General features: G+C 32.4%; 13 protein-coding genes. 10 read left to right on the top strand and 3 right to left on the bottom strand.

The genetic code is table 11. The features are described 5' to 3' along the window. Positions 1 to 10: 10 nt before the first annotated feature. Positions 11 to 1,255 (bottom strand): type III sulfide quinone reductase, selenoprotein subtype, encoded by a 1,245-nt coding sequence (sqr, locus tag FF125_RS16890; protein WP_138950891.1) that lies wholly within the window; start codon positions 1,253 to 1,255, stop codon positions 11 to 13. Between the two features lie 261 nt (positions 1,256 to 1,516). Between sqr and ligA the strand changes: the two genes are divergently transcribed. From ligA to FF125_RS16875, 3 genes are all read left to right on the top strand, one after another. Further along, a complete protein-coding gene (gene ligA / locus FF125_RS16885; protein ID WP_138950890.1) occupies positions 1,517 to 3,514 on the top strand; it encodes an NAD-dependent DNA ligase LigA in 1,998 nt (665 codons plus the stop codon). Then, positions 3,514 to 4,185 (top strand): lysoplasmalogenase, encoded by a 672-nt coding sequence (locus FF125_RS16880; RefSeq protein ID WP_138950889.1) that lies wholly within the window; start codon positions 3,514 to 3,516, stop codon positions 4,183 to 4,185. The genes ligA and FF125_RS16880 overlap by 1 nt, the downstream gene beginning before the upstream one ends. Before the next feature lie 167 nt (positions 4,186 to 4,352). Then, positions 4,353 to 4,880, top strand: a complete 528-nt coding sequence (locus FF125_RS16875; protein WP_138950888.1) for a hypothetical protein — start codon at positions 4,353 to 4,355, stop codon at positions 4,878 to 4,880. Positions 4,881 to 4,969: 89 nt separating this feature from the next. Here FF125_RS16875 and FF125_RS16870 read toward each other — a convergent pair whose 3' ends face one another. After that, positions 4,970 to 5,812, bottom strand: coding sequence for a glucosaminidase domain-containing protein (locus tag FF125_RS16870; protein WP_138950887.1), 843 nt, complete (start codon positions 5,810 to 5,812; stop codon positions 4,970 to 4,972). 1 nt (position 5,813) lies between these two features. Continuing rightward, the gene (locus FF125_RS16865) at positions 5,814 to 6,722 is read right to left on the bottom strand and encodes a 1-aminocyclopropane-1-carboxylate deaminase/D-cysteine desulfhydrase (protein ID WP_138950886.1); all 909 of its coding nucleotides are present in this window, start codon (positions 6,720 to 6,722) and stop codon (positions 5,814 to 5,816) included. A 67-nt stretch (positions 6,723 to 6,789) separates the two neighbouring features. Here FF125_RS16865 and FF125_RS21975 point away from each other — a divergent pair, with 67 nt between their 5' ends. The 7 genes from FF125_RS21975 to FF125_RS16835 all read left to right on the top strand — a co-directional run bounded on the left by FF125_RS21975 (position 6,790) and on the right by FF125_RS16835 (position 13,111). Beyond that, entirely contained in the window at positions 6,790 to 6,957 is a 168-nt protein-coding gene (locus FF125_RS21975) for a DUF5522 domain-containing protein (protein ID WP_157972790.1), read from the top strand. A 34-nt stretch (positions 6,958 to 6,991) separates the two neighbouring features. Continuing rightward, positions 6,992 to 8,983, top strand: a complete 1,992-nt coding sequence (locus FF125_RS16860) for a urocanate hydratase (protein ID WP_138950885.1) — start codon at positions 6,992 to 6,994, stop codon at positions 8,981 to 8,983. A gap of 25 nt (positions 8,984 to 9,008) precedes the next feature. After that, positions 9,009 to 9,560: a DUF4136 domain-containing protein gene (locus FF125_RS16855; RefSeq protein ID WP_138950884.1), complete on the top strand. Its 552-nt coding sequence runs from the start codon at positions 9,009 to 9,011 to the stop codon at positions 9,558 to 9,560. A gap of 232 nt (positions 9,561 to 9,792) precedes the next feature. Further along, positions 9,793 to 10,326: an alpha/beta hydrolase gene (locus FF125_RS16850; RefSeq protein ID WP_138950883.1), complete on the top strand. Its 534-nt coding sequence runs from the start codon at positions 9,793 to 9,795 to the stop codon at positions 10,324 to 10,326. A gap of 185 nt (positions 10,327 to 10,511) precedes the next feature. Next, positions 10,512 to 10,991 carry a DinB family protein gene (locus tag FF125_RS16845; protein ID WP_138950882.1) on the top strand — a complete coding sequence of 160 codons (480 nt, stop codon included), beginning with the start codon at positions 10,512 to 10,514 and terminating at the stop codon, positions 10,989 to 10,991. Positions 10,992 to 11,118: 127 nt separating this feature from the next. Further along, positions 11,119 to 11,688: a Crp/Fnr family transcriptional regulator gene (locus tag FF125_RS16840; RefSeq protein ID WP_175418949.1), complete on the top strand. Its 570-nt coding sequence runs from the start codon at positions 11,119 to 11,121 to the stop codon at positions 11,686 to 11,688. 73 nt (positions 11,689 to 11,761) lie between these two features. Next, a complete protein-coding gene (locus FF125_RS16835) occupies positions 11,762 to 13,111 on the top strand; it encodes an OsmC family protein (protein WP_138950880.1) in 1,350 nt (449 codons plus the stop codon). Positions 13,112 to 13,429 lie beyond the last annotated feature (318 nt).

The raw sequence follows: 13,429 nt of genomic DNA, 5'->3' as shown, positions 1-13,429 counted from the left end.
ACTTATTTTTTTATTTCGATTTTATGTCAAATACTTTTCCTTTAAAGCTCATATTTCTTGAGACAAAAGGAATGGCAATACCTTTTAATAACATGTTCCAATAAATCCATCGAAAAGCTAATTTTCCCCAATGGTTAAATACACTTTCTTTCAATAATCGTAATGGGCCTATTTTGGCAAAAGGGAATGTACCATGTACGGGTTCTGTTTTGTAATTAAAATCAATTAGCAATGCTTTGTTATTTCCTGTTTCAATAAAACAATTGGCATGTCCATCAAATTCTTTTTTAAGTTTATAACCATCTATATAGAGAAGGATATTATCTGTCAATGTCTCTGCCTGAAAATGTGCTACAGAACCTGCCTTAGAGGCTGGAACATCAGTGGCATCTCCAATTACAAAAATATTTTCATGTGCTTTTGATTGTAAGGTGTTATGATCTGTGGGTATAAAATTCAAATCATCACCTAAACCCGACCTTTCTATAAGTTCATCACCCATATTGGTAGGTACGGTTACAAGTAAATCAAAAGGAATTTCTCTTTCTTCATAATCTACAATTGCTTTTTGGTTATTATCTACTTCCATGATAGAAAAATCAGGTTCGAGATGAATATCTTTCTCTTTTAAAAGGTACGCCAATGCGGTAGAACAAGTGGGTTTTGTAAATGCCCCTGAAAGTGGCGTTACATAGGTAATATCTACTTTGTCTCGCATACCTTTTTTACGGAAATAAGAATCAGCTAAAAAAGCAAATTCGAGTGGAGCAACGGGACATTTTATAGGCATTTCAGTAATGTGAACTACTAATTTTCCGCCTTTCCAATCTCTTAGTTTGTTTCGTAAAGCCAACGCACCTTCATAAGTGTAAAAATCAAAAATGTCTTTTTTCCATAATGGTCCTAATAGACCTTGAGTTTCTTGAGGTGCAATTTTTGAACCAGTTGCAATTATGAGTACATCATAATTTATGGTTTCATCTTCTAATTGGACTTTGTTTTCGTTGGGAATTATCTTCTCAATTTTTTTCTGGATATAATTTACTTTCTTATGAATTAATTTTTTTCCAACTTTTTTTACTTGACTTTCGGTATAGGTGTCAAAAGGAAGAAATAAAAAACCAGGTTGATAATAATGTGTTTTATATTGATCTACAATAGTAACATCCCATTCATTACTACGTAGTTTTGGCCTTAAATGATTTGCCATCATTGTTCCTGCTGTTCCTGCTCCTAATATTAATAGCTTTTTCATGAGTTATTTGTTTAAGTTACTGTTTCAAAGATAGTTAATGATAAGGTGGAAAAAGGTGATAAAAGTCATGTAATTGATGCTAAATGCTCGATTTTCAGTAACTTATGTTACATAATGAGTGATTAATGAAGGTTTTTGTTACTTTTAATTTAAAATGAAGAACCTTTCTTGTAAAAAGGGAACGACTTATAAAGACCTGAAGTTTTTTAACTTTTAGAGTTAAAATTTATTTATTTTTAACTTTTAAAATTTACAAGAACAATGTCTTCAATTCAAGAACAACTTATACAACTCCGAGAAGAATTACGTGAACATAATTATAACTATTATGTGTTGGATAATGCCACCATTTCTGATTATGATTTTGATATGAAGCTCAAGACATTGCAAGACTTGGAGGCAAAGCATCCTGAGTTTTTTGATGCCAGCTCACCTACGCAGCGTGTAGGTGGTGAGGTTACTAAGAATTTTGAAACGATTGCTCATAAGAATAGAATGTATTCTTTAAGTAATAGTTATTCTAAAGAAGACTTATTGGATTGGGAAAAACGCGTTCAAAAAATATTAGGAACTGAGGCGGTTGAATATACTTGTGAGCTTAAATATGATGGAGCATCTATAAATTTAACCTATGAGAAAGGACAATTAATAAAAGCCGTAACTAGAGGTGATGGATTTCAAGGAGATAATGTTACTGCAAACATTAAAACCATACGCTCAATTCCGTTGCAATTAAAAACTGATTTTGTAACTGATTTTGAGATTAGAGGTGAAATTATTTTACCGCTAGAGGGTTTTTCGAAAATGAATGAGGCTAGGGTAGAAGCCGGTGATGATCCTTATATGAACCCAAGAAACACGGCCAGTGGTAGTTTAAAGCTACAAGATAGTGCCGAGGTAGCTAAACGACCATTAGATTGCTTGCTATATCATGTGGTGGCTGAAAGATTACCCTTTAAAACCCATTATGAAGCCTTAGAAAATGCTAAAAAAGCGGGCTTTAAAATTCCAGATACTATAAAAGTAGCGAAGTCTATAGATGAAATATTGGACTATATAAATTTATGGGATACGCAGCGTTTTAAGTTGCCTTATGAAACCGATGGTGTGGTAATAAAAGTAAACTCGTTACATCAGCAAGATGAATTAGGGTATACGGCAAAAGCACCACGTTGGGCAATAGCCTATAAGTTTAAAGCGGAGCAAAAAAGTACCGTTTTAAATAGTATTTCTTATCAAGTTGGTAGAACTGGAGCCATAACACCGGTTGCTAATTTAGAACCGGTTGAGTTAGCAGGTACCATCGTAAAACGTGCTTCGTTGCATAATGCTGACCAAATTGAAAAACTAGATATACGTGTTAATGATACTGTGTTTGTAGAAAAAGGCGGTGAAATTATTCCTAAAGTAGTTGGGGTAGATTTAACAAAAAGACCCGCAGATTCTCAACCTACAGTTTATGCTACACATTGTCCGGAATGCAATACGGAGTTAGTAAGAACTGAAGGAGACGCCAAACACTATTGCCCTAATGAATATGGTTGTCCGACACAAATTGCAGGTAGAATTCAACATTTTATCAGTAGAAAAGCCATGGATATTGAAGGCTTGGGTGGAGAAACGGTTGCCTTATTGGCTAAGGAGAACTTAATTTCAAATTATGCAGACTTGTATGAGTTAAAAACGGAACAAATTATTCCGTTAGAAAGAATGGCTGAAAAATCTGCTGAAAACATGATTAAAGGAATTGAAAAATCAAAAGAAATTCCATTTGAACGTGTTCTATTTGCTTTAGGAATTCGATTTGTGGGTGAAACAGTTGCTAAAAAATTGGCTAAATATTTTAAGAACATTGATAGTTTACTCAACGCAAGTTTTGAAGAATTAATAGCCGTTGATGAAATAGGAGACAGAATAGCTCAAAGTATTATTGATTTTTCAAACAACCCTCTTAATATTGACTTGGTAAATAGATTAAAAAGCTATGGTGTGCAAATGGAACTATCCGCCAAGGCGTTGGAAAATCAGACAGATGAATTGCAAGGAAAGATTTTTGTAGTGTCAGGTGTTTTTACAAAAATGAGTAGAAACGAACTTAAAAAATCAATTGAAGATAATGGTGGTAAAGTATCAAGCTCCATTTCTAAAAAGACCAATTATATTATTGCAGGTGATAACATGGGGCCAAGTAAACGTACCAAAGCGGAAGATTTAGGTATTCCTATTATTTCAGAAGATGATTATATAGCGATGATATAATGACTACAACCAAAAACAATACTAAAGTTACTATTATTACAGCTCTTTTTGTAATAGTTTCACTTTGTGATATGGTAGGTGTTGTTTTCAATATAGAACTACTGCGAAGTGTTTTTAAACCCTTGTTAATGTTAACACTATTGATGCTCTATTTGGTGTCAACGAAGCAGGTTAATGGCTGGTATATCGGTGCTTTAGTGTTTTCGTTTTTTGGTGATGTATTATTGTTATTTGAAGGCGAACTCTATTTTATGTTAGGTTTAATTTCCTTTTTAATAGCACATATCATATATATTAAAATAGTATTGGGTTGGATTAATAGCTCTAATTTAAAAACTATACTCATAGCAACGGTACCCTTTTTAATAGTGTTTTTTGCACTTATCAATTTATTGAAAAATAGCTTAAATGAATTGTTCGTTCCTGTGGTGGTTTATGGTGTTACCATTTCTGTGATGGGCATTGTTTCCTTATTATTTTACTTACATAGAAAAAGTATTGCTTCGAAATATATGTTTATAGGTGCTTGTCTTTTTATTATTTCCGATTCTGTGTTGGCAATAAATAAATTTTATACTACAAATAATATATTCCCCATCATTATTATGCTCACCTATTTAACGGCTCAATATTTAATTTTAAGAGCTGTACTTACCCACGAAAAAGAATAGTAAATAGTTTATTAGTCAGATTGTTATGATTTTTAAATATAGAGGTGAGTAATTTTTTGAGAGAGCCACTAAATTTTTGGAATGTTAATCTACTGTTAAAATCAAACTTTTAATTAAACTATTTTTAAAAGTTACAGTCAAAGCAGTATAACATTAAAATAAAAAAAATGAAAAATTTAGAAACAAAAAACAAATCCCTAATAGGAAATAAGAAACCAATGCGTAGAAATTTAGTAGTTGGAGGTTTTATGGCCTTGTTAACTGTAGGTGCATTTGCTCAAAACAACAAAAGAGGCTTTAATAGATCAGATATGACACCTGATCAAATGGCAGAATTACAAACAAAAAAAATGGCATTAAATTTAGACCTTACAGATGCTCAGCAAAAAAAGGTGTATGATTTAAATAAAGAACAAGCTATTGTACGTGATGCAAAAAGAAAAGAGATGCAAGCTTTACGTGCAAAAGGAGAAAGGCCAGCAAATAGAAATTCATATGACAAGCAAAAAGTTAGATTAGAAGCTCAATTGGCTCGTCAAGAATCTATGAAAAAGATTTTAAATGAAGACCAATATGAAACTTGGAAAACAACCATGAAACGCAAAGGAGATAAAATGAAAAAACAAGGAAAGCGTAACATGAACAAACAAAACTCTAAAGGTAATAGAGGTAATAAAAGATCAAATAATAATTAATAATTTAGATTTAGTTTTGGAAAATCGTCACTGATACGAAAGTATTTGTGACGATTTTTTTGTTGTAAAAAGACACTTAACTATTGTAATTATTCAACAAAAATTTTCTGACCTACAGCCAGTTCATTATTCTTAAGACCGTTTAGCCACTTTAATTTATCAACGGTTAAGTTGTTATTTTTAGCTAAAGAATACAAGGTGTCTCCCTTAGATACAATGATGTATTTAGAAGTTACATCATCTTTTGTTTTTTTAATTACTTTACCATTGTACAGAAAGCTTTCATCAAAGTCGTCATACTTATCTAATTCATAAGTTTCTATAAGTGTAATTAACTTTGCCGGATATTTAGGGTCTGTTGCATAACCCGCTTTTCTCAAACCTTTAGACCAACCTTTATAATCTTTTTTACGAAGCTCAAACAATCCAGCATAACGTTTTCTATCAAATAAAAATAAAGAATGATCTCTAAAAGAGGTTAATGGATGTTCGTATTTTCTAAAACATTCTTGACGAGCGTCATCATCATGATACATGCGTTTACCATCCCAAGTATGACACTTTATACCAAAATGATTGTTACCTTTTACTGAAAGTCTACTCTTACCGCTGTTAGATTCTAATATACCTTGTGCCAATGTAATACTAGCAGGTATTTTATACGCTATCATTTCTAAGATGGCAATATCATTATATTCATCAATATACGCCAATGTGTTTTCATTCAAATTAGGCTTACGTCTCATTAGATCAGCATGAATTACATCAGCTTCATCTATTTTTTGAAGTTTTACAGGTGTTACCGTCTTTTTTACGACTTTATTTGGTTGTCGTTGATCTATTATTTTTTGTGAAGTTGTTCTTTTGTGTGAGCCACAACTGGCAAAAACACTTAAAATAATAATACTTAAAACTATATTTAGATACTTCATTTTAAATTAATTGCAAATAATTCTTTTGTTTTAATATGTTATTCATTCCTGCTATTCCTTGTAAACCGCCAGTATGAATTGCAAGTATTTTACTTCCTTTTTTAAATACTTTATTTTTAGCCATATCTACAATGCCGTAAAGCATTTTTCCAGTGTAAATAGGGTCTAAGGGAACGTCAGTTACAAGCTTAAAATTATTTATAAACGAAATAAGCTCATTATTTATTTTAGCGTAACCGCCAAAATGAAAGTCGGTATTTAATTCCCAATTGTTCTTCGTTGTCCATTTGGCAATTTCATCTTTTAAAAAGTCACCTTTAAGTGATGAAAACCCTATCACTTTCTGATGGGGTTCTGTACTATTTATAATACCAGAAATAGTGCCACCTGTTCCAACAGATGTGCAAATATAATCAAAGCTTTTGTCTTCTTTTGTTAAAATTTCTTCACATCCTTTTATGGCTAAGCTATTTGTGCCTCCTTCAGGTATTAAATAGTAGTTGCCCAATTCATCTTTTAAAGTACTTAAAAAGGTATCATTTTCCTTTTCACGATATAAACTTCTAGTGATAAACTTAAACTGCATTCCGCATTTTTGAGCAAAAGCCAAGGTTGCATTTCCTTCAATTTTATCAACTATTTCTTCACCTCTAATAATACCGATAGTCTTAAACCCGAATTTTAATCCTACAGCAGCAGTTGCTGCAATATGGTTAGAATAGGCACCACCAAAAGTGACTAAGGTGTCAAAGCCTTGCTCTCTGGCAGCAATTAAATTATACTTCAATTTTCTGTATTTATTACCTGAAATGTCAGGATGGATTTCATCTTCTCGTTTAATAACAAGTTCAATATCCTCAAGTAAAGGAAAATGCACCGATTGGTTTCTGCTGTTTACGTTAAAATCCATAACATGGCGAAATTAGTGAATTTATTTAATGATATTTATGGTAAATTTACCTGATAAATAAAATTGCATGTTTAATAATTTACCAAAATTAGAACCTGAGGATTATTATCTCACGGATAAAGGATACAAAGTGTTTACAGAGAAATACCATTTAAAACGTGGATATTGCTGTAAAAGCGGATGTAGACATTGTCCGTATGGTTATGATAAAAAAACAGATTCTTTTGATAATTAGAGAATAATAAACGGTTTATAATAAATAAATACCAATGAACGAATTTCATCAACAAATTTTAAAAGGTATTCCAAACCAACTTCCCAATCTTAAAACGTATGATTCGGAAATTAACCATGCTCCTAAACGAAAAGCCATTTTATCAGATAATGAAAAAAAGTTAGCTCTTAAAAATGCACTTCGTTATTTTGATTCTAAATTTCATGCCACATTACTACCTGAATTTAAAGAAGAATTAGAAACTTATGGTAGAATTTATATGTATCGGTTTAAGCCCGAGTATAAAATGTATGCCAGACCGATAGAAGCCTATCCTGGAAAATCATTACAAGCCAAAGCCATAATGCATATGATTCAAAATAATTTGGACAATGCCGTGGCACAACATCCACATGAATTGATCACCTATGGAGGTAATGGAGCGGTGTTTCAAAATTGGGGTCAATATTTACTTACCATGCAGTATTTGGCTGAAATGACTGATGAGCAAACCTTAACGATGTATTCAGGTCATCCGATGGGATTGTTTCCTTCGCATAAAAATGCACCAAGAGTTGTGGTTACTAACGGTATGATGATTCCTAATTATTCCAAACCAGATGATTGGGAAAAATTTAATGCCTTAGGTGTAACCCAATATGGGCAAATGACAGCAGGTAGTTTTATGTATATCGGTCCTCAAGGAATTGTACATGGTACTACGATTACGGTTTTAAATGCAGGGCGAAAAATTGCCAAACAAGGTGAAGGGTTAGCCGGAAAATTGTTTGTGACTTCTGGGCTTGGCGGTATGAGTGGTGCTCAACCCAAAGCGGGGAATATTGCAGGCTGTATTACGGTATGTGCAGAGGTTAATTTAAAGGCGGTTCAGACACGGCATTCACAAGGTTGGGTAGATGAGGTTATTGATAATTTAGATGTGTTGGTGCAGCGTGTTCGTAAAGCGAAAGCAAATAAAGAAGTCATCTCTATTGCCTATCATGGAAATGTGGTTGCCGTTTGGGAAAAGTTTGATGAACAAAATCTATATATCGATTTAGGTTCTGACCAAACCTCATTACATAATCCTTGGGCAGGAGGTTATTATCCTGTGGGATTATCATTTGAAGAGGCTGTTGAATTAATGGTGAAAGACCCCGCTACTTTTAAAGAAAAAGTACAAGAAAGTTTACGACGTCAAGCCGATGCTATAAATAAGCATACAGCAAAAGGTACTTATTTTTTCGATTATGGTAATGCATTTCTGTTAGAAGCATCACGAGCTGGAGCTGATGTAATGGCAACAAACGGAATTGATTTTAAATACAAGAGTTACGTACAAGATATTATGGGACCTATGTGTTTCGATTACGGTTTTGGTCCTTTTCGATGGGTTTGTGTATCTGGCAAGTCTGAAGATTTAGAAAAAACAGACGCTATTGCTTGTGCTGTGTTGGAAGAAATGATGCAGCATTCGCCTGCTGAAATACAACAGCAAATGGCTGATAATGTGAAATGGATAAAAGGAGCACAAGAAAATAAATTGGTGGTAGGTTCGCAAGCAAGAATCTTATATGCAGATGCTGAAGGTCGTATCAAAATAGCCAAGGCCTTTAACCATGCAATTGCTGCTGGTGAAATTGGTCCCGTTGTTTTAGGAAGAGATCATCATGATGTTTCTGGTACAGACTCTCCATTTAGAGAGACCTCAAATATATACGACGGATCAAAGTTTACTGCAGATATGGCCATACAAAATGTAATTGGAGATAGCTTTAGAGGGGCCACTTGGGTGTCTATACATAACGGTGGTGGCGTAGGATGGGGAGAGGTTGTTAATGGTGGTTTCGGCATGGTTATTGATGGTAGTAAAGAAGCTGAACAACGTTTGCAAGCCATGCTATTTTGGGATGTAAATAACGGTATTGCAAGACGAAGTTGGGCGAGAAATAAAGAAGCTATATTTGCGATAAAGCGAGCAATGGAAGTAGAACCCAATTTAAAAGTTACGCTTCCTAATATAGTGGATGATAAATTATTAGGTTAAACCGTTATTAATAAAAAATAAACTTATGAAATACGTAAAATTACTTTCAGTGGTTGTGGTACTTTTTTTAGTATCCTCTTGTGCAACAGTTAGAGTCTCTTCAGATTATGATAGAGAAGTTGATTTTAGTCAATATAAAACGTTTGCTTTTTATAAAAAAGGAATTGATAAAGTGGATATATCTGATTTAGACAAACGAAGAATATTGCGAGCGGTTGAAGCCGATTTACTAGCTAAAGGATTTACAAAATCTGAAAACCCAGACTTATTGGTAAATATTTTCACCAAGTCTAGAGAAAAAATTGATGTGTATAACAACAATTACAACGGTTGGTATCCTTGGTATTATGGTGGTTTTGGTCCTTACGGATTCGGAATGGGAGCATATAATAATGTAACCCGATCTACAGAAGGCACCTTGTTTATAGACTTAATTGATGCCAATAAAAAGGAATTGGCTTGGCAAGGAATGGGTACAGGTGCATTAGCATCTTCTAACGATATTTCTAAAAAAGAAGCACGTATAAAAGAATTTGTAACAGAAATTATGGCGAAATATCCGCCAATGGCAGAATAGCAATTTTTCTGTTTTTTTGTTGAGAAACCCGAATTGAGCTTAGCTCGGTTCGGGTTTTTCTTTTGTTTACGGTTACAAAATGTTTAACCTCATTGAGATCAAAAGAGAATGTCAATAATAACGGAGCTTGTAGTCCTATTGTGAAAATATATAATTACATTTATAGTACTAAAAAACAGCCCTGCAATTGTGGTAATACAAATGTTGTAAGTCATTACAGAAAAACTGATAAATGAAACCTAGATTAATAATATTATCCGATTTATGGGGAATTGAAAAATCAGCATGGATAAATGATTATACCGAGATTTTAGATTCTATTTTTGAAATTCAGTATTATGATTGTTGCGACTTAGGACAAGTTGATAAATTAGAATATCAAGAAAATAATTTGCACAACCAATTTATAAACGGAGGAATTGAAGTTGCCACGAAAAGACTTTTAGAATTAGAGAAAAAAAGAATTGATGTTTTGGCTTTTAGTATTGGAGGAATAATTGCTTGGAAAGCACAATTGAATGGATTAAAAATCAACACTCTTTACTCTATATCTTCAACCAGACTTAGATATGAAAAAGAAAAACCCAAATGTAATTTAAGCCTGTATTTTGGAGATAAAGACAATTATAAACCAACATCTGAATGGTTCGATAGAATAGAACTTAACCCGAAGATATTCAAGAACAAAGAACATAAATTATATACTGAAATTGGTTGTATAAGTGAAATATGTGATGATATAAAAACGCCTTACAACAATGTATGAAAATAATAAGGGTTACGAGTTAGACCCAGAGTTAGTTTATATTAACAAAGTCCTCCAGATTTTCAATTTGACGGCTAAAAGAAATATAACGATAAAATGGTAAATTTGGCTAAGTGCTAAATTGAAAGTAAGTCCATTTTAATACCTTACTTTTCTTATACTAACCGATGTAGCTTATTAGAAAAATGAATAGAGAAATTGAAACAATATTAAATGCGTTAAGTGAAACACCTAGACTATTAAAGGAATTGATTTCTGAAATTGATTCTGAACTTTATAAAGAGAAAATTATCAAAGGTAAATGGTCAATTCACGAGCATGCAACTCATATAGCAGTTGGCGATATTTATGGATTTCAAAAAAGACTCAAAGTTTTTAGACAAGAAGAAAAACCGATTTTTGAACCATTATCTGGAGATAGTTTTGATAAAGATTTTTTTTTAAAATTAGATTTGAAAAAGACTATAAATGACTTTTTCGAAATTCGACAAAGAACAATCGAATTAACGAAAGCATTTAACTCGAACGACTGGAATAAGTTAGCCATTCATCCAGAATATAAAACGTATACACCATATATAATGCTAAGACATTTGTTAATGCACGACCACAATCATCTGTATAAAATTGAAGATATGGGATTTGGAATTGGACATGTAAAATAACGAAGCTACAACATTATTAAAATCACATCTAATTCATTAACTTTGGTCTATTAGTAACGTTTTAGTCCACACAGCTTTTATACGCAACGTTAATAATATGTCTATAAGCACCCTAGTATATACTACTATGACAGCAAGTTTAACACAATTTTTAAAAGATAGATTTGCAACCTCAGAAGATGAAATTTCTGAAGTCGTTAAATATTTCAAGCATATAAAGGTAAATAAAGATGAAGTTTTGGTTGAAAGTGATAAGGTTTGCCATTATTTCTTTTTTGTGGTAAAAGGGTGTGTAAAAACTTGTTTTATCGATTCTTTAGGACATGAAACAACACGATATATAGCCTTCGAAAATGAATTTATATCAAATTTAAAAAGCTTTATTGAGCAAACTCCTTCCAGCGAATATGTCTGTGCAATTGAACCTTCTGAATTGTTGGCGATTTCATATACTGATTTTAGATATGCATTGAATAGAACTACCCTTTTTAAAGATGTATACATAAAATTGCTTGAAAAAACCTATCTCTATAACCATTGGCGTATTGAAACGTTGTTAAGATTAGATGCAAAACAGCGATATGAATATATGCTTAAAAACAATAAGCAGCATGTTCAACGCTTATCCAATAAAAATCTATCTAGTTTTCTTGGTATTACTCAAGAGAGTTTGAGTAGAGTTAAAGGGAAAAAGTGATTTTTTATCATTTGTCAATGTTTTTAAAGTTCTATTGTTTCAATTTTACTAAACTTTAAAAATAGAAACAATTATGAAAAATAAATCTAAGATTATCCTAGGCATTACATCCTTTTTTGTTGCCGTAGTACTTGTATGCGGTGTAATTTGGTTTTCTATGGCAAGCGAAGAAAGGAACATTATTTTATTTATGATGATGAAGGGTGAGCGTTATGACAACTATCAAGAGTATCAAGTGATTGATCGTAATGATGAAACCTTAGCTCCAACTTCTTTTGAACGTGTTGTAGCTGACACAATTGAAGGAAACAACAATTGTAATATTGTCGCAATCACAGAAATGGTGAAAAATGAAAATTCAAAGATGCTAAAAAAAGGTATGGTTCAATCTACGGGTTTTGATGATTATACTGGGTGGCATGTAATTGCTGATGAAGGTGCAGCAGAAGGTTCATACCCTTTTGGACCATCACCACTTAGTTATTATACAGTTGGTGTGGCATCAAATTTACACACACAAATTCTTAAAGCTGCTCAAGTAAAAGGTGTGGTATTAGAAAATGTAAAAGTAGAAGTATTAAATAAATTTCGTTGGCATGAAATGATGTCTCCTGATGGTGCTGGATTTTTAGATGAAACGAATACCAATATAATTATAGAAAGTAGTGCGTCAGAAGAAGTTATTCAAGAAATAAAAGAGATGGCCCTTAAGTCATGGACTGCAGGAGAGGCCTTGAGAAATGAAACAGAGATTGAGCCAACACTAGTTGTAAATGGTGAAAACTGGGTAAACTATAGAGCTACTCCAGGTACAACTCTTTCTGAAGAATCTTTTGTTGATAATCTAAGATTAAGTTCTATTACTAATGAACCCAAAAAACCGAGGTATTTAAAACCTGTTGTTAAAGATGAAGAGGCAGGTATTTTAGGTTTTAAAAACATGGCAAACATGGAGTTTGAAATATTTGCTATATCGGAGTCTGCAGAAAATAGTAAAAGACCTTATTTGAAAAAAATTACGGTTTCTACGCCAACACCTGAAACTTGGGAAATATACTCAGATGAATTTATGAGAGCTAATGATCATCCTCTAGCACCCACGTCTTTAGAATATTTTACAGTAGGAACAGCTCTCTGCTTAACTTCACAGACAACATTAGTTAGTGCTATGATGGATTTAGAGTTCACAGATTACCGAATTGAGAATCAGATAGATTATAGACAAGAAGCTATACATACTGCTGAAATGGTTAGTTATGCAGATACAGCTCATTCTTATATTTTAATTGAATCAGACGAGCCAAAAGAGAGATTAGAAAGCTTCTATAATAAATCTTTATCATTGTGCTTTGCAGGGGAAGGCCTAAAAAATGCCACAAATATGACTACCTACTGTTATCTAAACGGAACTTTGATTGAATAGTATTTCTGTTAGTTGTGGGGATAAAAACATCTAAACTAAACTATGAATAACTGATATATGGAAAAATCGAAAGCCATTGAATTTATTAAAAAGGGAATATAATGATCGGATACAATTAAAAAGATAAAACTAAACTTTAAAAAATTTAAAACAGAGAATATCTCAGTTACTAGCAAAAAAACTGTTGTAAAAAATCAAATAAAATTTATTCATTTTTTAACTAAAGTATTATCGCAATTCTAGTTGTAAATAAGTCTTGAATTTTTTATAGTAAATACACTATCTTTCAGTCTTTAAAACAAATGATAAGATTTGTCA

It is taken from the genome of Aureibaculum algae (assembly GCF_006065315.1).
Taxonomy (GTDB): domain Bacteria; phylum Bacteroidota; class Bacteroidia; order Flavobacteriales; family Flavobacteriaceae; genus Aureibaculum; species Aureibaculum algae.
This window is presented reverse-complemented; position numbering and strand designations above follow the sequence as displayed.

Coding starts and splice junctions, on each gene's coding strand:
- sqr (WP_138950891.1), bottom strand. CDS start 1,255: ATGAAAAAGCTATTAATATTAGGAGCAGGAACAGCAGGAACAATGATG.
- ligA (WP_138950890.1), top strand. CDS start 1,517: ATGTCTTCAATTCAAGAACAACTTATACAACTCCGAGAAGAATTACGT.
- FF125_RS16880 (WP_138950889.1), top strand. CDS start 3,514: ATGACTACAACCAAAAACAATACTAAAGTTACTATTATTACAGCTCTT.
- FF125_RS16875 (WP_138950888.1), top strand. CDS start 4,353: ATGAAAAATTTAGAAACAAAAAACAAATCCCTAATAGGAAATAAGAAA.
- FF125_RS16870 (WP_138950887.1), bottom strand. CDS start 5,812: ATGAAGTATCTAAATATAGTTTTAAGTATTATTATTTTAAGTGTTTTT.
- FF125_RS16865 (WP_138950886.1), bottom strand. CDS start 6,722: ATGGATTTTAACGTAAACAGCAGAAACCAATCGGTGCATTTTCCTTTA.
- FF125_RS21975 (WP_157972790.1), top strand. CDS start 6,790: ATGTTTAATAATTTACCAAAATTAGAACCTGAGGATTATTATCTCACG.
- FF125_RS16860 (WP_138950885.1), top strand. CDS start 6,992: ATGAACGAATTTCATCAACAAATTTTAAAAGGTATTCCAAACCAACTT.
- FF125_RS16855 (WP_138950884.1), top strand. CDS start 9,009: ATGAAATACGTAAAATTACTTTCAGTGGTTGTGGTACTTTTTTTAGTA.
- FF125_RS16850 (WP_138950883.1), top strand. CDS start 9,793: ATGAAACCTAGATTAATAATATTATCCGATTTATGGGGAATTGAAAAA.
- FF125_RS16845 (WP_138950882.1), top strand. CDS start 10,512: ATGAATAGAGAAATTGAAACAATATTAAATGCGTTAAGTGAAACACCT.
- FF125_RS16840 (WP_175418949.1), top strand. CDS start 11,119: ATGACAGCAAGTTTAACACAATTTTTAAAAGATAGATTTGCAACCTCA.
- FF125_RS16835 (WP_138950880.1), top strand. CDS start 11,762: ATGAAAAATAAATCTAAGATTATCCTAGGCATTACATCCTTTTTTGTT.